The organism is Sulfobacillus thermosulfidooxidans DSM 9293, from assembly GCF_900176145.1.
GTDB classification, from domain to species: Bacteria; Bacillota; Sulfobacillia; order Sulfobacillales; family Sulfobacillaceae; genus Sulfobacillus; species Sulfobacillus thermosulfidooxidans.
Genome location: NZ_FWWY01000001.1, coordinates 507,315 through 525,340, shown reverse-complemented (window position 1 = coordinate 525,340; position 18,026 = coordinate 507,315). Strand labels below are relative to the sequence as shown.

General features: G+C 49.0%; 18 protein-coding genes. 5 read left to right on the top strand and 13 right to left on the bottom strand.

Translation table 11 applies throughout. The features are described from left to right. Window positions 1-89: 89 nt before the first annotated feature. From B8987_RS02770 to B8987_RS02760, 3 genes are all read left to right on the top strand, one after another. On the top strand, window positions 90-953 hold the full coding sequence (locus tag B8987_RS02770; protein ID WP_242940611.1) for a glycosyltransferase: 864 nt from the start codon (window positions 90-92) through the stop codon (window positions 951-953). Continuing rightward, on the top strand, window positions 950-2,314 hold the full coding sequence (locus B8987_RS02765; protein WP_020376425.1) for a hypothetical protein: 1,365 nt from the start codon (window positions 950-952) through the stop codon (window positions 2,312-2,314). The genes B8987_RS02770 and B8987_RS02765 overlap by 4 nt, the downstream gene beginning before the upstream one ends. A 62-nt stretch (window positions 2,315-2,376) precedes the next feature. Beyond that, a complete protein-coding gene (locus B8987_RS02760; RefSeq protein ID WP_020376424.1) occupies window positions 2,377-3,390 on the top strand; it encodes an alcohol dehydrogenase catalytic domain-containing protein in 1,014 nt (337 codons plus the stop codon). A gap of 79 nt (window positions 3,391-3,469) precedes the next feature. On the opposite strand, the gene B8987_RS02755 is transcribed toward B8987_RS02760, so the two are convergent. From B8987_RS02755 to B8987_RS02745, 3 genes are all read right to left on the bottom strand, one after another. After that, a complete protein-coding gene (locus B8987_RS02755; RefSeq protein WP_020376423.1) occupies window positions 3,470-3,688 on the bottom strand; it encodes an alpha/beta-type small acid-soluble spore protein in 219 nt (72 codons plus the stop codon). Between the two features lie 147 nt (window positions 3,689-3,835). Beyond that, entirely contained in the window at window positions 3,836-5,038 is a 1,203-nt protein-coding gene (locus tag B8987_RS02750) for a hypothetical protein (protein ID WP_020376422.1), read from the bottom strand. A gap of 32 nt (window positions 5,039-5,070) precedes the next feature. Next, a complete protein-coding gene (locus B8987_RS02745) occupies window positions 5,071-6,333 on the bottom strand; it encodes an NAD(P)/FAD-dependent oxidoreductase (protein ID WP_020376421.1) in 1,263 nt (420 codons plus the stop codon). A gap of 492 nt (window positions 6,334-6,825) precedes the next feature. On the opposite strand from B8987_RS02745, the gene B8987_RS02740 reads away from it, so the two are divergent. Further along, window positions 6,826-8,076 (top strand): MFS transporter, encoded by a 1,251-nt coding sequence (locus tag B8987_RS02740; protein WP_020376420.1) that lies wholly within the window; start codon window positions 6,826-6,828, stop codon window positions 8,074-8,076. Between the two features lie 337 nt (window positions 8,077-8,413). Here the strand turns inward: B8987_RS02740 and B8987_RS02735 are convergent, their stop codons facing one another. From B8987_RS02735 to B8987_RS02720, 4 genes are all read right to left on the bottom strand, one after another. Further along, window positions 8,414-9,430 carry a hypothetical protein gene (locus tag B8987_RS02735; protein WP_020376419.1) on the bottom strand — a complete coding sequence of 339 codons (1,017 nt, stop codon included), beginning with the start codon at window positions 9,428-9,430 and terminating at the stop codon, window positions 8,414-8,416. A 99-nt stretch (window positions 9,431-9,529) separates the two neighbouring features. Then, window positions 9,530-10,942 carry a sensor histidine kinase gene (locus B8987_RS02730; RefSeq protein ID WP_020376418.1) on the bottom strand — a complete coding sequence of 471 codons (1,413 nt, stop codon included), beginning with the start codon at window positions 10,940-10,942 and terminating at the stop codon, window positions 9,530-9,532. A gap of 4 nt (window positions 10,943-10,946) precedes the next feature. Next, window positions 10,947-11,618 (bottom strand): response regulator transcription factor, encoded by a 672-nt coding sequence (locus tag B8987_RS02725; RefSeq protein ID WP_020376417.1) that lies wholly within the window; start codon window positions 11,616-11,618, stop codon window positions 10,947-10,949. Between the two features lie 6 nt (window positions 11,619-11,624). After that, window positions 11,625-12,020, bottom strand: a complete 396-nt coding sequence (locus B8987_RS02720) for a hypothetical protein (RefSeq protein WP_020376416.1) — start codon at window positions 12,018-12,020, stop codon at window positions 11,625-11,627. A 170-nt stretch (window positions 12,021-12,190) separates the two neighbouring features. On the opposite strand from B8987_RS02720, the gene B8987_RS02715 reads away from it, so the two are divergent. Beyond that, entirely contained in the window at window positions 12,191-13,513 is a 1,323-nt protein-coding gene (locus B8987_RS02715; protein ID WP_020376415.1) for a hypothetical protein, read from the top strand. Here B8987_RS02715 and hisIE read toward each other — a convergent pair. From hisIE to hisD, 6 genes are read right to left on the bottom strand one after another with little or no spacing between them, the layout of a single operon-like run. Further along, window positions 13,448-14,125, bottom strand: coding sequence for a bifunctional phosphoribosyl-AMP cyclohydrolase/phosphoribosyl-ATP diphosphatase HisIE (hisIE, locus tag B8987_RS02710; protein ID WP_081503445.1), 678 nt, complete (start codon window positions 14,123-14,125; stop codon window positions 13,448-13,450). The two genes, B8987_RS02715 and hisIE, sit on opposite strands and share 66 nt — an antisense overlap. Next, window positions 14,113-14,874: an imidazole glycerol phosphate synthase subunit HisF gene (gene hisF / locus B8987_RS02705; RefSeq protein ID WP_020376414.1), complete on the bottom strand. Its 762-nt coding sequence runs from the start codon at window positions 14,872-14,874 to the stop codon at window positions 14,113-14,115. Before hisF ends, hisIE begins: the two co-directional genes overlap by 13 nt. Beyond that, window positions 14,864-15,580 carry a 1-(5-phosphoribosyl)-5-[(5-phosphoribosylamino)methylideneamino]imidazole-4-carboxamide isomerase gene (locus B8987_RS02700; RefSeq protein WP_020376413.1) on the bottom strand — a complete coding sequence of 239 codons (717 nt, stop codon included), beginning with the start codon at window positions 15,578-15,580 and terminating at the stop codon, window positions 14,864-14,866. Before B8987_RS02700 ends, hisF begins: the two co-directional genes overlap by 11 nt. Then, entirely contained in the window at window positions 15,549-16,184 is a 636-nt protein-coding gene (gene hisH / locus B8987_RS02695) for an imidazole glycerol phosphate synthase subunit HisH (RefSeq protein ID WP_020376412.1), read from the bottom strand. The genes B8987_RS02700 and hisH overlap by 32 nt, the downstream gene beginning before the upstream one ends. Window positions 16,185-16,188: 4 nt before the next feature. Continuing rightward, window positions 16,189-16,773, bottom strand: a complete 585-nt coding sequence (gene hisB / locus B8987_RS02690; protein ID WP_020376411.1) for an imidazoleglycerol-phosphate dehydratase HisB — start codon at window positions 16,771-16,773, stop codon at window positions 16,189-16,191. After that, window positions 16,770-17,996 (bottom strand): histidinol dehydrogenase, encoded by a 1,227-nt coding sequence (gene hisD / locus B8987_RS02685; RefSeq protein ID WP_020376410.1) that lies wholly within the window; start codon window positions 17,994-17,996, stop codon window positions 16,770-16,772. Before hisD ends, hisB begins: the two co-directional genes overlap by 4 nt. Window positions 17,997-18,026: the final 30 nt, after the last annotated feature.

The window sequence follows — 18,026 nt, the reverse complement described above, 5'->3', positions numbered from 1 at the left end:
GTGTCGGCTGAACGCCTGCAACGTGGTCTCAACCACTTAGGTCTTAACGCACACGTCGAACGTTATCATCCCCATCTGGGGACTATGACGTGTATCATGCCTGGAATGCGGTGCAAGTGGGACAACGATTACTCCACCAGGGCATTGACCCTGAAAAAATCGTGGTCACGTGGACCGGAACCGACTTATGGGGAGATTGGGCGAAAGATCCCGGGCCGATTCGCCACACCCTGTCATCCTTGCACCATCAGGTGGTGTTTACGCCCAATGCCCGTAAACGGTTGTTGGCGGATGCTCCCGCGTGGGAGCACCGCGTGCAGGTGATCCCGCCGTCGGTGGATGAAACGATGTTCTGCCCCGCGGATTCGTCTCAAACGCGGGATTGGCCCCCCTTAGTCGTGATGGCTGGCGGGATTCGCCCGGTGAAACGCAGTGCCTGGGCGATCGACCTCGTACAATCCGCCCGTAAGACCCTGGGGATCGATTTTCAGCTCGCCATATTAGGACCGGTGCGTGATGGGGAAGAATGGGAACGGGTAGTGCAAGCCGCCCAGGATAAACCGTGGGTGCAGGTGATGGGCGAAGTGCCGAAGGAGCAGATGGGGACATGGTACCAACGGGCCACCATTGTTTTGAATACGAGTCGGATCGAAGGCGTCTCTAACGCGCTCATGGAGGCCATGAGTTGTGGTGCTTTGATCGTCGCCAGCAATATTCATGGGAACCGGTATCTCATCGAGGATGGGAAAACGGGGTTGTTGTTCGACACCCCGGAAGAATTGATTGCGGCGTTCCGTTTGACCCTCGATCATCCCCAAGAGGCCGATGAGATGCGGAAAAATGCGCGTCTGCGGATTTTATCGAGGCATTTGCCCTCTCACGAGGCCCAGGCTTATGCTCTGATCTATCGTCAAATGGCTTGGTCACTGTGTTCGAAAGGATGCGGAGTATGACGTTATATGGCTTAATACGATTTGATATTGAAGATTTTGTGACTGAGGAATCGGACGAAGCCTTGGAGTTTGTGTTGGACGTCATGGATGAATATCAAATGCCCGCCAGTTACGGCATTGTCGGCAAAAAAGCACAAAGTCTGTTTGCGCATCATCAAATGAAAACTTTAGAGCGATTGGCACAAAAAAATAGCGTGGGATTTCACTCAACGAGTCACAGCGAACATCCTACCATTGCCGAGGAAATGGCCGAACTCGATTACGAGGACGGCGTGGCCCGATTCATTGCCCGGGAAAAAGTGGGAATTGATATGGTCAAGGACCTTATCAAGTCTCCCGTATATTTCACACAACCCGGCGGTAATTGGGTTCCTCAAGCTGTGGATGCATTGTCTTTGCTAAACATGCCGATTTTTTTTAGTGACAGCTGGAATAGTTACTTAGATACGGCAAGACAACCCATGTGGATAGAAGATATTGTCCACTGGTCGTTGCCGGTCCTAAATCCTAAGCCTTTTGCGATGAAGTTACCGGACAATTTGGATGAGGCGATCCAGTTAATCGAACAGGCGCCACAGGACTTGGCGCCACAAGACGCGTTTATGGTTATGGTTCATCCTACCGAACTGGTGACTACGAAGTTTTGGGATGCGGTGAATTTTGAATTGGGGGCGACCAATGCTACTTTGCGAAAAGCCCCTCTACGCTGTATCCAGGACCGTCATGAAGCCTATGAAGGATTCCGGCAATATATTCGCCATATTCGCCAAATTGCTGGCATCGAATGGATTGATATTGCATCATTAAGCGGCCGTATTCAACCGCTTACACCCCCGGCATTGTCTGATCCTCAAACCCTTTTAACGATCATCACGCGTTATGGATTGGGTCCTGCCATCATTCATGATCAAAGTTACAGCGCCGCGGACATGGTTGTGGCCTTAGCCCTATTGATGACGGGGGCAACTCCTGGGCAGAGGTTGCCACACGTGAAAGCTCCCGCGCAATGGGGATCTCAAAGACTATTTAATGGACAAGAAATGAGTCTGCTAGGCGAGAAACTGCTCCGACAAAGTGCCCATGAAATTGTGGATCAGGTTCTCGAAACGGGGAGACTCCCTGCCCTGGTGCGGACGGCAAGAGATTTAGCGATTGAAGAGTGGGCCGCCTCGGCAATTTACCACTTCAGTACCCCAGTCGGGGCCGTATCGTTGCCCTTAACCTTTTTAGATTACGTGAAAGAGCCCAAGGACCTTCATTGGGATTGGCCGATCTTTCCACCTGATTTTCATCCTTATCCGTTATGGCAAGAAACCAGACGCTTAGCCTGGTCATTGAAATGGGCGCAGTATCAATCATGATATGATAGAGCATTGTGAAAGAGAATGCGAGAACTCAGGAGAGAACTTAGGAGGATATTATTGTGCATGCCATTCGAATACATCAGCCAGGTGACCCGTCCGTCTTAGTGTATGAAGACGTTGCGAATCCAGAACCGGGTCCTGGGGAAGTGCGGGTCCGCTTACGTGCAGCGGGAGTTAATCACCGCGACATCTGGGTTCGCCAAGGAGCCTTTGGTGCCTTTCCCGAGCCTTTGATTCCCGGATCAGATGGAGCCGGTGAGATTGATGCATTAGGTCCCGGGGCCCGTGATTATGCCGTCGGTCAAAAAGTGGTGATTAATCCGGGGCTTAGTTGTGGCCGGTGTGTCTATTGCCTTTCCGGTCAGCAAAATAGTTGCCCGCATTACCGTATCCTGGATGGAACGTATGCCGAACAAATTGTGGTGCCGGTGCAAAATGTGGTACCGATGCCTAGTGGCTTGACATTTATTGAGGCGGCGTCGATCGGTATTCCCTTTGTTACGGCGGAAGACTTTTTGACCCGTGCACAAGCGACACCGGGACAAACTATTGTGATCTGGGGAGCCAATGGGGGTTTAGGGCTTGCGACCCTTCAACTGGCTCGTTTACGTGCCATGCGGGTAATCGCTGTGGTTCGTTCTCAGACATTTGTGGAACGCTTAAAACAACTGGGCGCTTCCGATGTTATCGTTTGGGACGGGTCCCTTCCCATTAGTCCTGAGGTGTTAACCATGACCCATTCGAAAGGCGCTGACATTGTCGTCGATTCCTTAGGACAAGCAAGCTTTTCGCAGTCTTTAGAGATGGTGCGGCGGGGTGGTACGGTGATTTCTGTCGGGAGCACGAGTGGAGGTAAGGTGCAAATCGAACTCGGCCAACTTTTCCGGCGGAGACTTACGGTTTTGGGAGCGTACATGGGATCTTCAGCGATTTTACCGCGGATTCTTCCGCTTTTTGCGCGCGGGGCATTGATTCCCGTAATCGATCAAACCTTTGCGTTAGCGGATGCGAGCGAAGCGCACCGAAGGATGGAGTCGCACGGTTTGTTTGGGAAAATTGTCCTAGACATTTAACCCGAGGGATAAATCAAGAAAGGGACCTCCTCAAATTAGGAGGAGGCCCATGAATTCCATATAAGAGATCGGTTGGCGATTACCGCCGTCCGGCCATTTGCTGTTCGGCCATTTCGATCATCTTGCGCACCATGTGGCCTCCTACTGCACCACATTGCCGAGAGGGAATGTCTCCCCAATAACCGTCTTCGACTCCTTGCAAGCCGAGTTCCCGGGCCACTTCGTACTTAAATTGATCCAACGCCCTGGCGGCGCCTTGCACGAGTGCGCGGTTACCAGTGTTGCTTCCACGCGCCATTTTTTCACCTCCGTCTCTCTAACATGGAGGTATTATTACCGGGCATTGGTCTCTTTACCCGTTTTTCTCTCGAATTGGGCATGCCAATTTTAGGTAGAAAAAAACCAGCCCAGAAGAACTGGGCTGGATATAAGGTCTATCGTCTGGTTATTTTGTCGGCAAAAATTTGCTGCCTAAACTCACCGCAAACTGCATCAACTTTTGAACCTCTTTATCCTTCATGAGCCGCATCAAACCGCCGAGACCGCCAAGATGGGCAGATTTTGTTTCTGCCTCTTGCGATGCTTCCTTGACTTTTTTGAGAATGTCTGCGATATCGAATTTATTAGCTGTGTTGACAGCACTTGCAATATAGTCATTCCACGGCAAGGCTGCCAAACTGGGGAAAGCGAGCAATACCTGCTGCAGTGACTTTAAGAGGCCGGTTTTGCGCAACAATACAGCGGTTTCAAGCAACTCAGGCAAGGTATCTAAAAATTCGCGATCTAACATTATACCTGATATCTTGATAAAGTCACTGGTGAATTCCGCTGTAATATCACTGTTTCGCAATAATCTGGCCAACCGTAAAGCATCGGCTAAAACTGCTGTGGTATCGGGATCACTGGCTTCCGCAGCTAATAACGCTAAATTGTCCGGGCGAATTTGCTTCACGTTTTCAACCAAATTGCTCGAATTCAGGTACTCTAACACGCTTTGAATGACGGGTCCGAGATTCAGCAAGGGCGCAAGCCCTTGATAATAGGTGACCACGTCCATTACACGATCTAACAGGCCGCTCTTTTGAAGCTGAACAAGAAGATCGATGTAGACGGGCAGTACCTTAAGCAAATCTGGGTTGTTTAAAATCGGTGCGGTTTGATTGACAAACTCCGTGACTTGTCCCAAAAAGTCTTGAGGAGCTTCTTGGGTCACATAACGCAAGAGCGCAATCATCGCACTGAGAGCTCGTGTCTTACTCGCTTCTTCGCCTAAGGACAAGACTCCCTTAAAATCAACTTGACTCACATCCTCCGCAACATTCAAGAGTTTTTCGGGAACAACTTCCTGCCAAAATTCTGGAACTTGGCTGGCGAGTTGCAATAACATCTCTAGTTGCTGGAGCAGGCCGGAGCGGTGAAGTGTGGTTAACGTCTCCGCCGCGGCCTTTAGAGATTGAGGCAAGTCGGATGGAAGAGTCTGACTCAGCGTCAAGACATTTTCGGTAAGAGCGGAACCAAGGCCCGTTTTCAGGCCTTGGTCGACGGCTTGGATGAGCTCGCCGAGGCGTGCTAAACCCTGCCATTGTTCTGGCGTCAGTTCAATGGGCTTGGGAGTCTCATTTTCGTTCGCCACTTTATTTACGGCCATCGCAAGCGCTCCTTATTTCCAAATTTTACTGATTAGCTGAGTTTTTGAATCAAGAAGTCTGCCGCTGGAATACCCCAGTCAGGCACTTTGCCTTTGGTGCGGAAGAACATCTCTTTGTACTGCATCTTCATTAAGAACGGGATATGTCCCATCTTTAAGCTAGACTTGGTGCCACCATACCAGGTGTCAGAGTTGATAGCAAAAGCCTGGTTACCACCCATATCACCAATGCAGTTCACAATAAAGTGCATCGGGACATTGGCCTTTTCGGGGGACATGCGACCCATATCCATGGCAATTTGCTTCCCAACGGTTTCTGCACCCATGTGGGCAAGAATTCCTAACTTCGGCACTGTTACAGCCGCGGCATCACCACAGGCAAAAACGTTGCGGTACTTCGGGTTTCTCGTGGTCATGTCGGTTAACACGAATCCTTGATCATCCGAAATGGGTAATCCGCGCATGAAGTCATGAGCTTGCCAGTCAGGGAAGATAATCTTGAGTTCGGCTTCGAGGGATTGCCCATTTTCGAATTCAATACCATCTTTAGTAATGCGTTTGATGTCTTTGGTATTGTTCATGTAGTGATAGCCCATGGAGCTGGCAATGCCTAAGAGAGCGTTCACAATGCCGACACCGGCGTCTTCCGCAATAATTTCAGCCGGAGTAAATACCGTAATCTTTTCCGGGCCGCCGAGACCACGGCTTTGCAACCAGTGCCCAAAGGATAACATGACTTCTACAGGCGGTCCTTCACAGGCGGCTTCGGCCGTGGGAACAAGGTCTTTGGTCATCGTTCCCTGATGGAATCGGGCCGATCCTACGGCGACCGGGCCTCCTTTGTATTCATTCTGCAAGAACAGGCGTAGCTTTTCCCCGTAGAAGGTATCACTGACAGTATGTCCATATTCAGCAAAACCTTCAATCTTATCGTACGCTAAACGGGCTCCGATAGCTACGACAACATAATCGTAATGTATTTTTTCAACGGCTGCACCTACGCGCTCCGTTGGCACATATTCCACGATTTGCGCATCCGGATCCAAGGCTTTGACTTCACCTTGAATGAAGCGTATGTTATCTTCATGTAATGCATCGACAACGGGCATGTGTAGGGAAAGCATGGGATTGCGGTTTTCAAAAACTTCATAGGGGATATTGGGGACAAACAGTAAATACGGTTTGCGGTCGATTACTGTGATGTCCACGGTGTCCTTGGCAAATTCACGAATCTTTTGCGCGGCACCTAATCCGGCAAAGTTTGAGCCAAGAACCACAACATGTGGTTTGCCCATGATTAAACCTCCTTACATTCCGGTTAGACCGGTGTTTCAAATCGTTATTAATGGTAATCATGTACTATAGGCGTCTCTATCGTACTTTCGGAGCAATGTTGTAAACGAAAAGATTAAATTCTTCCACTATACAACTAGTCATAACGAGCTATATGATTAAGAGGCATAGGCATTGTTGAAACCATTTATGAAAAGTATCACAAATAGTAAAAAGCAACTACATACACATAATGAAAAAAGCAGTATCATGCTAATGGCTGTTTAGAATAGTGGTGTGTTTATGCGGTGAGAGAATAGAATTTAAGAAGGTTACAAAATCTCTCCGTTTATTAAAACACACAGGAACGAACGGAACAGAACCAGGCAATAACCAGAAGACGACAGGACCTGGCGGTATGAACGAAAAGGGCCAATGGATCGTCTCGTGATCGAGGTTGAAAAACAATCGTCAAATAAAATTAACAGAATAACAAGAAGGGAAGTGACAGATCGGTGAAGCGGCGTTGGAATCTTAATTTGGCCTCGAAAAGTTCGGCGGTCATCTATTTAATTCTGATCTTAACCTTTTTGGCGCGCGCTAATTCATCGATGATGCAATCCAATAATCCTTTGTATGCCCATTCCTTGGGAGCGCAATTAGCTGAAGTAGGTCTGACCACTTCAGTCTATGCCGTGGTCACCATGATGGTGCGTTTTGGTTATAGTGCACGCGTCAATTTACATGATGTCCCACGGGTCATGACTGTTGGATTTGTATTGTTGACATTAGCTATTTCTGGAGTGCTTCTCAGCCACAACTTTGTAGAATTTTTGTTAGCGGTAGCCCTTGCGGGAGTCTCTACGGCCCTTATCATGCCTCATTTGCTTTCTCTGATGGGCGCCTTATCTCCCCAAGAAGACCGGGAAAAAAATCTCAGTTACTATTCCTTGGCGCTGTCTACGAGTTTGGTTGTGGCGCCTATTTTAGGAACTTTGATCTTGACGCATGTGGCCTTGAAAGGCTTATACGTCCTGTTATTAACGTTTGCGCTAATTGGGTTAGGCGTGATGACCTTGAATTACCGGCGGTTTCAGCAACGGTTATTAAAGGATGAAAAACCAAAAGGTTTTAAATTACGGTCTGCACTATCGGATTTAGTGCACAATCCTACCTATATGCGGAGTTTTGCGTCATTATTTTTGTTTAATTTATCTTTTGCTGCGGCGATGTCTTATGGAGGCTTAGACGTTAAGGACCGTTTCGGATTATCCTATAGTCTCGTTGAATTGGTCCTGACAAGTTTCTTTGTCGCGTCGTTACTGGGACGTCTGGTCGTCTCACGATTCGTCCGTCAGAAAAAACTTGAGCGTAAAGCCACCTGGATGTTTTGGTCTTTAGGCATCGGTGGGGTAGGTCTAGGACTGATGGGATGGGCCCCATCGTTGATTGTGTTTCTTATAGGATTTTGGCTTTTGGCCTGGCCTCACGCTGTCTTATTTCCGCTCGTTTCCATGCGGATTGCGAGTAGTGTTGACCGCCACCTTCTAGTGGCCGCCAATACCATTGCGCAATCGTCATTTGATCTCTCCGGAACATTTGGTCCTTTGGCTTTAAGTCTCGTCATTAGTCAAGGACACATTGGATGGGGATTTTGGCTGATCGGACTGATTCAATTTGTGGGGATGGGCATTATGGCAACAGAAGCCCGCAAGGAATTCCTGACGAGACGGCAAGTGCGTGATTCTCGGGGACTTGCTGGATAGGACGGGTGATCTGTCAAAGCCCTTCTACGTTGTTGCGGTTCAGGTTCGGCAACGTGGAAGGGCTTTTGGCTTCCCATCACGTTCGGAACGTGCGGCGGCGACACATGCCCCCCAACCCAGTTCGCAAAAATGTGCGGTTCTCCATATTCACCTCTCCGGTCAATCGGGCTCGTCCACGCCGAATTTGTCTGTCAATGCTTGGGACAGAGGGATCACGCCGACCCCAATTGCGGCTTGTGTGATCGCGAAGCAGGGCATTCCACCAAGAGGCTCCAATTGACACCGAGAAACCCTTCATCTCAACCTGACCGGATTAAGTGGCGAGAGAGTTCATGCATCACAAGCCAGCTCGAATTATGCGAACCGTGATGGGGCCAGGGGGCGGGGAAAAATGGATGAGAAGTTGGGAGTTCAGGGGCAAATCGTTGAGGGTGGATACTCCATGAGAGTTCAGACCCACAATTTTTATGGATCTACCCTGTACGGATACACTTTCCGTGCCCCATGACGTTTTTAGTTGCCATTGCTCTGGCGATTTTTTGACTAACTGACCATAAATATTATGACTGAGACAATGTATTAGGTGGGCGTGAGTATGAGCTGGTCTGACGCCTAAGATATTTTGGGTAGCCGGGTCGACGATTAATATCACGGGGCTGTTAACGGCTAATTGACGAAGCCACGGCCTTTGCGATGAGAGATTGATGGTGTAGGAATGACCTTGTTGGTCAGCGAAATGAAGATATTGTTCCGTTTTAGACTTTACCTGGGCTTTAATGTGAAGAGGTTTTACGGCCACGGCGGTAGGATGGATGACTCCTTGCGCCGCCCAGCCAAAAACCTCGATGTTTTCGCCGCTTTTGATGGAGCGACTACCGAAAATAGGGACCTGTAAGGTCGACAGCGGCCACGGCTTTGACGAGGAGGTACCTCTTTCGCGTACCGATAAAGTCCAGTGATTTAAAGTGTCCACGGCCGTTCCATAAGCCAGGGGTTGAATACTTAAAACGTTTTTGGTATGGGGATGAATATGAAGTTGTACAAGTTCTCCCGTATGAAGAATACGGGTTGCCTGCGTTAACGATAGGGGATAGTTTTGGGCCCGCACAGTGAGATTCTTGACCGAAAGCTGCAGCGCTACTAAGCGATGTGGGAGAAATACCGATATGTGAGTGGGAGAGACCGCCAGAATTTCGCCGAAGAGAATCAGATTATGGTGCCAGTTTTGGCGGACTGAGGGAGCAGTCAAAGAGAAATGGGCATCGGGTCTAGAAGATATGGCGAAAACTGGCTGCGCCGTAAACACCGTGAAGGCTGAAAGGGCGGCAGCGAGTTGATGAGTCCGTTTCATCATGTATCATCCTCCGCAATAACGTGGTGTTTTTAGTATTGTCGGGGATGAAAAATCACATCCGGCTATGAGCTGAACTCTGGCTGAAATTAGAGATCGGCCTTAATCATGATCCGGAGATTCTTGCGAGGATAGGGGAAGTTTGATAACAAAAACAGCTCCATGTTCAGGTGGTGTTCGGTTAAATACTTCGACCTGGCCATTCATGGCATGCGCCAATGCTTGAACAATACTGAGACCTAATCCGCTACCCCCCGATTTGGACGTGCGTGAAGGGTCCCCGCGAAAAAACCGATCGAAAATATGTGGCAAATCGTTCTCATTGATACCCGGCCCGTCATCGATGACTTCAACCAGTCCGTAGGGATGCTCACGCTTAATGCGGATCATAATTGTCGACCCTTGTGGCGTATAACGACTAGCGTTTTCAACGAGGTTTAACAGCATTTCGGTTAACCGATCTTTGTCGGCATCAACCGTCACGGGAGATGTCTCGATTTGCAGGGCATGATCGCGGGTCAAACGTTCAATGAGCGGCATGCAACCATTGAGCCATTCTTCTAGTGAAATCGGATGCATAGAAAGCGCAGTTTCGTGTGCCGTGTCAAGCCGCGAGAGCGTTAATAACTGATTGACAAGGCGAGCCATGCGTTGGGCTTCTTGGCGCATGGCTTGAAATCCCCGTTGGATTTCTTCTTCGGTGAGATGATCTTCAGACATTAAGGTAAGAAATCCATTCAGTGCCGTTAAGGGGGTTCGCAATTCGTGGGAAGCATCGGCAACAAACCGACGCATTTGGTCAGAGAGCATTTTTTCTTGATCGAGCAAATCTTTAATCGCTAAAGACATGACATTAATGGCGTCGCCTAGTTCTCCGAGCTCTTTGGGAGGATTCTTTAACATCGTGGTATGGCCAATTTCCCCTTGAGCAATCCGTACAGTGCTATCACGAATTTGTTTCAGGGGCACCAGGCTATGTTTGACAGATAAAGATCCCAACCAGCCGGTAATGGCTAAGGACAAGAACCCGAGGAATGCAAATAGTTCAATGTCCCGGACTAATATCCGGTCTAAGGAATTGGTGGCCGCTAATAACCAGACATATCCCGAAGGATGGGCTAGAGACCCCAAAGGGGCATCGACGACAATATGATGGTGCCACAGAAAATACGTGTGCGTGACGTCCAAGGGAGGAACGACTTGTGTGCTGAATGGGGATGAACTGGCGATAAGCAAGCCAAAGCGATTGGTAATAATAACGTCCACACCGGGGGACTCAAGACGCGTCACCAGTAAATTCGCTAAGGAGTGGAAATTTAGGGCGCCGTGTTTGACCATCGCATGATGGATGATGGGCGCTAAGACCGTAATCTCTTGATGGAGCGAACGAGCCTCAGAATGGAAGAGCACAAACCGCAGAGCCAAATATTGGCTAATTCCGATAATAATGAGCAAGATTGCCAAAAGCAATATTTGCCGTCCAATGAGTTCATCGGTTAAGGTTTTTTGCGCCATGGAATTAACTTCCTAGCCGGTAACCAAATCCTCGAACCGTCTGGATCAGTTTTTTCGTCCGGTCTTGTAACTTTTCTCTCAAACTTGAAATATGAACTTCTACCAAATTGTCATCGCCCGGATAATCATAACCCCACACATGTTGCAAGATTTGTATCTTTGACAGGACAACACCGGGATTTAGCAATAAATATCGTAACAGCTCATATTCTTTGGCGGTTAAATTTACCGGGTCATCATTCAAAAACACCTTATGGCTCGCATCATCCATTTTTAGGGGGCCGAACTTTAGATCATGGTTTTGATCTTGATGGACTCGTCTGAGTCCCGCTCGAAGGCGGGCGACTAATTCGTCAAAATCAAAAGGTTTGATCACGTAATCGTCAGCCCCCCCTTCGAGACCTAAAATACGGTCGGACACAGCATCGCGTGCGGTCAACATCAGAATGAAGAGATGAGGGTCTTGGCGTAATTTACGACTTAATTGGAAACCATCTTCACCGGGCATCATCACATCAATCACGGCCGCATGGGGTTTGAAGCTGCCGACCTTTTGCAAGGCTTCTTCGCTATCCTGGCAGGTTAAAACTTGAAAGCCCCGGTGCGACAACCCGATTTGTAAAACGTCCCGGATGACTTCTTCATCGTCAACAACAAGAATGCGGTGTGTGTCCATACCGTGTTATTCTGACTCCTTATCTAAAGGATATGGCGATAAGAAATATTCTCCGGTATCCCAACCGGCACGCGCAATCACCCGGTTTAATAAAGGCCGATCACTGTTAAGCCATTCGGTTTCCTGGGCAAAATCCGGTGCGGGCGACGGCAGGTATTCACTAAAATAGGTGTGTAAAGCAATGCGGACATTGAGATGAGCAGCGATTTTATTTGCTTCTTGGACGGTTAATTCACTAAAGGGAATAGCACGGCCAATAAGCGCTTGCGTGACATCAAGCTCATCAACAAAATTCTCGTGTTGCACTTCATGGTATTTGTCTAACAGTTCATTAAGTCGTTGTTCCTGATACGATGTTAGTGGTCGATCTTTCGCATAACCCCACGAACGTAAGAATGCCATTATTCCTCACCCTTTTTTATAAACTCAACACATGTGCTTATCGTTATTGTGCCTTGTTATAAGAAAAGTGTCTAGATTTCGTCCTTGAAATTTCCCCTGCGCTAGTAGAGCCCTGTACAATAAATAGTACTGCACGCGTTTTTTCGCGGATAAGCCAAGGAGGCCTGTTCATGAAATCCGCCCAAAGCTGGCGATCCATTGGCGTATCGCTTGTGGATCAAATTGACCAGCTGTCTGTGTATGAAGTCAATGACTGGATCCGTCATTGGCGCACTCACAATCTTCCATTGAGCGAGTTATCTCGGGCTTTATGGCATTTTGTGGTAAGTCCCCGTGTCCGTGAAAATGCGGATATGCTATATGAACGCATCGATATGGGAAGAGCATTACTGAGCCTTAATACGAGCTCTTGTACCACGGGCTGGGCCGTGGTCACCCGCCTCATTCAAAGGGCCTTAGTCATGCTTGGGCAGAAACGCATTCGAAATACCTTAAGAACATCAGGACAAGGGGATCTCAAAACGGCTTGGTTGACGGGTTCGCTACGTTTGGCCGAGTGGCATACGGAACGTCAACTGCGTCTTTCTGGTCCCCAATCGGTCTTAGCATTGACGTTACCGCATGGCATGCCGCAGCCCGTTCTGACATTTTTGCCCTCGTTGTGGCAAATTAGTGTCCAATTGGGACAGTGGTGGCCGCCCATCCTCGAGGTCCCGGATTTTCGTTTGGCGACGCGTGCACAAGCCCAATGGGTCTCCTCCTCTCACCGTGTGACGCCGCTTGTGCCGAAAACGGAGTCAAGCGGCGTTCGGGCTTGGGATCCTGTAAAATATGTCATCGACATTATTCAGTCTTTTCCACGCTCTGACATCATGACCGGAAATCTCTTTACCTGTTATACCCAAGATATCACGGGCGCCTTATTAGACCAGGTTGCACGGAGCACGTCGGGTCTTAGTAACCGGCGACTGGCGGCACTTTTAATCGAAGTATCTGCCCAGCTTATTCAACTCACTCCAACCATCCATCACCATGATCAATTCTCGCGACACCTTTTAGCCCTTACTGATTGGCTGGGCATCTCACGATTTGCTTGTTCCGAGCAAGATGAGCGCCTAGCTATTTGGGGAGCCTGGGGATGGTTCTTGGCCCTATCAATGGCCTATTTGGACCCAGCAGAAGGCACGGATACGTTAAGTCTAACGAACCTTGCAGATCCGGAGTCTTGTGACGAACAAGACCTGTGGCAAGCTCTGGCCGATCATAATGAAAAAGACGCGATAGAAGTTGCACGGAAATTGGGCGATGTCTATCAACTCTGGCAAGCGATTGAAGATGAAGCGCTCGTCAGTCTATCGCCGGCAGGATTGCGCATAATATGGGCCTATAAGCCGTGGCTTTCAGACAAACCGTTCCATAGTGCCTGGTTACCGGCAGTGGTTCGGATTATGGCTCAAGAGCCTCAGGGGATGACGATTCATGACGGCGAATAAGCTCCTGTCATGACGGCGAATAAGCTCCTGGTCCAATGTTTGTAACGAGACATCAAAGCGGGCAAGTAGAACACTCAGGTGATATAACAAATCACAGCTTTCCCACACCAAGTCGGCCCCCTCTGTATGAGAATCAGTGGCAGCGGCAACAATGACCTCGATAGCTTCTTCTCCAATTTTCTTCAACAACTTTTCTAGGGGTCCTTGTAACAGCTGGGCGGTATACGACTGGTTTGGATCCGCATTTTGGCGCTCATGAATATATTGATAGAGCCGTGCCAAGGGATTGGGACCATCCTCGGATCCAGGGCTATTGTCAAAACACGACGTTGTATTTCTGTGGCAGGCGGGATTATCATTGGTCACCACATAAAGAAAACTGTCATTATCGCAATCGGGCAGAACGTCTTGGACGATTAAATAATTTCCAGAGGTCAGCCCTTTTTCCCAGAGGCTCTGGCGGGAGCGGCTGTAAAAGTGGGCCCGTTTTGTCTTGCGCGTCAGTTCTAGCGCCTCATCGTCGGCAAATGCGCACATTAAAACTTGCCGGGTCGTAGCCCTTTGAACGACTACTGGGTAAAGAATTTTTCCTGCTTCGTTTATAACGGCCACCGGATATCCAGTCCCTTCTCAAATAAAGCTGCTTTAATTTCCCCAATGGTGATTTGTTTTTGGTGAAGTAATGATGCTAATAAGACGGCTTGCTGGCCTTCTTCAATAGCTTCGGCCAAATGTTCAATGCTTCCTGCCCCCCCTGAGGCAATGACGGGCCGGTGAACGATTTGACGGGCATAACGGAGCATAGGCAAATCATAGCCCCGTTGTGTGCCGTCATAGTCAATGCTGGTTAGAAGAAATTCTCCGGCCCCTAAATCTTCGGCTTGTTTTAACCATGACCCCAAATCATAATGGGTACGGGTTCGACCTCCGTGCACATAAACTTGATAGTGGTCCCCCTCGAGCTTGGCATCGATGGCCACTACCAGACATTGTTCACCCCAACGCCTCGCCACTTCCTCCAGAATCTTGGGGTTTTCAAGTCCATAGGTATTAATCGACACTTTGTCGGCGCCATGTTCGAGGAGTTGTTCAACGTGCCGGATAGACCTTATCCCACCACCTACCGTCAACGGAATGGAGAGGGAATCTCGGGCTTTTTGGATTAGGTCAAGACTTAATTCTTGGTCTTCGACGGTGGCAATAATGTCCAACCAAACGAGTTCGTCGGCCCCATCGTCACAATATTTGACGGCCAGTTCCACCGGATCCCCAGAGTCTTGCAGGTCATTAAAATTGACTCCTTTGACCACGCGCCCGTGTTTGACATCCAGACAGGGAATAATGCGAGGTTTAACCACCATAAAACACTCCTTCCCATTGCGATAAATCGATTTGTCCGCTGAGCCAACCCTTACCAATTACCGCACGATGGATTCCCAACTGTTGCAACACGACTAAGTCCTGGTCGGAGCGGATGCCTCCGCCTGCCCCGATATCGCCAGGATAATGCTCGACAATCTCTTGCCAGAAGGCGATATTGACGCCTTGCAACGTTCCGTCCCGGGAAATATCGGTGACATTGCATAATGTGTACCCCATCTGGTAGAGATTTTGCCAGAGTATTACGGCACTGCCTCCATCTTTGGTCCATCCTTCTAATTTGGCCTGTCCCATAGAAATATCGAGACTAGCAACAAGTTGGTCGGGAGTAAAATGTGTCAAGAGTTCCTTAGCCCAGGCAAGATCTTGTAGTAATTGTGTGCCGAGGACCACACGCCGAGCTCCAGCGCCGAGAGCTTGTTCAATGGATGATTGATCGCGAAATCCGCCGCCAACTTCCACCTCAACACCATGGTGGCTTAACTGCTCAAGCAGTCTCCATGCTGTAAAGTGTCCCGTCCGCGCACCATCTAGATCGACTAGATGGATACGGCGGGGCAATTGCCCAAAGCGCGTTTGAAACACCAAAAGAGGGTTATCGCTATAGCGGGTTACGGCGTGATATTGTCCTTGTTCTAGACGCACCATATATCCGTCAAGCCAATCGACGGCTGGCCAAATTTCCATGAGGATTCTCCACCATTTCTAAGAAATTGCGTAAAACTTGGGCCCCCTTATGACCACTGAGTTCCGGATGAAACTGCACGCCATACAAGGGAGGGGACTCAATAGCCACCGGGAACGGCTCATAATACTGGGTCACACCACGGACAATGGATGCATCGTCGGGCAAAATGCGGTAAGTGTGAACGAAGTAGAATGTATAGGGTGCCGCTAACCCTTTCCACAAAAAGGGATGGGGAGTAACATCAACGGTATTCCAACCAATATGGGGGAGAATCGGGGCTTGAATTTCTGGCACCGATCCTTTGATCCAATGGAGTCCTTCCCCACCTTCGGCCCCGTGATCGAAGAATAATTGAAGTCCTAAACAAATGCCCAATATCGGGGTTTGTGCGTCATAAAGCTCATTAAGCCAGTTAAACAACCCGTGATCCTTGAGTCGATCGATGACAGAGGCTAAAGAACCCACTCCCGGAAAGATCACTGTATCTACCGGTCGAATATCGTGGGCATCTCGTATCACTCGTGGTTGTTGGCCAAGGCGTCTTAAGGCCGCTAGCAAACTCCCTAAATTTCCATTGCCATAATCAATGACAGCAATCTCCATATGCCTAAAGCACTCCTTTGGTGGAAGGTACATCGCCATCTGGATCTACTTGAATGGCTTCATATAAGGCTTGCCCTAATGCTTTGAACGCGGCCTCATAAACGTGGTGTGCATTTTGCCCTGCTTGGCAAACAAGATGCAAAGTAATGCCGCCGTGCTGGGCAAAAGCCCGAAAGAATTCGGGCCAAACTTCCGCGTCGATGCCATTAATGGGGCGATCCGGAAACTGTCCAGACCAATATAATCCGCCTCGTCCGGAAATATCGAGAGCACACAAGACCAAAGCATCATCCATGGGTAAATAACGTTGGCCAAAGCGTTTGATTCCCCGCATATCACCCAATGCTTCTCGCACTGCTTGACCCATGACAATGCCAACATCTTCAATGAGATGATGAGGATCGACTTCAACATCTCCATGCCCAAAGATTTGCCAGGCAACATGTCCATGTTTGGCCATGGCCGTCAAAAAATGGGTGAATAACGGGATATTGGTTTCAATAGTGGTGGGGGATTGACTATCTAAATTGACGAGAACCCGCACTTCCGTTTCTTTGGTCACACGCGTAATTTCTTGTTGTCGCGTCATTGTGAGATCCCCTGTGATGCTTTTCGTATCAGCCGGGTGCGTAGGGATTGTTCATGAAACTTGAGTCCTTCTAAAGATGCGAGTACCTGGCCGGCACGAAGGAATGCTTCAGGTAAGTCGTCATCTGTAGCAATAACGGACATGCGGCGCATGAAGGTTCGGGTTGACAATCCCCCTAAAAAGCGTCCGGTTCCGCCTGTGGGCAAGACATGGCTGGGACCCGCGACATAATCGCCCAAGGCTTGGCCTGCCAGCCAGCCAACGAATAACGCACCAGCCGTTTTAATGCCCTCTGCAAGAGATTCAGCGTCTTGGCCAATGAGACCCAGGTGCTCAGGCGCAACCTGGTTGGCAAAACGAACGGCTTCTTTAGGGCTGTCCACCGTAATCCAATCAATTTGGCCTAATATGCCTTGATGATCTGTGGTCCACTGCGCAACCATGTTTTGCACGGTCTTGATGGCTAGGGCATTCCAAGATACGAAATATGCATGGGCATCAGGCGCATGTTCGGCTTGCGCGAGTAAATCTAATGCGGCGACTTCAGCTTGTTTCTCGTCAATTTCCCCCGTAATAACGAGAACTTCTGATGGACCGGCAATCACATCAATTCCCACAACGCTTTGTCGGAACAATTCTTGTTTCGCTTGAGCGACAAACTGGTTACCTGGTCCCGCGATGAGATCGACGGGAGGGAAGCCATCAAACCCATAACCCATGATGGCAATGGCTTGAGCTCCGCCTAAACGCAGCACGGTGCGGATACCTGTCACCTTTAACGCATAGACCCAAAGGGGATTAGATTCTAAAGGCGACCGAGGAGCAATCGCCGCAATGAGATCGTTGACTCCTGCAACTTGGGCGGGGATTGCACTCATTAATAAGCTGGACACGAGGGGATATTGTCCATTGGGGACATAAATTCCCACCCGGTTTAACGGCACTAATCGCTCTTCTAAATGTAAGCCTGGTACTGGATCCACTTCGGTCGAGGATGGCTTGGTCGCTTGATGAAATTGCCGAATTTGGCTGGCCGCAAAATCGATGGCTTCTTTTTGGTCAGGATTCAAAGACGGATCCGGAAGGCTTGCCACATCCACTAAAACCTGATCAGGCTCTAGACGAACCCCATCAAATTGCTCAGTATATTCTAAAGCCTTAGATAATCCCTGTTGTTTAATGTCGTCAAGAATTTGACGAACAGTTTCTTGAACGGAATTCATCTTCTTCTTCCTTTCGCCGTTTTAGACCCT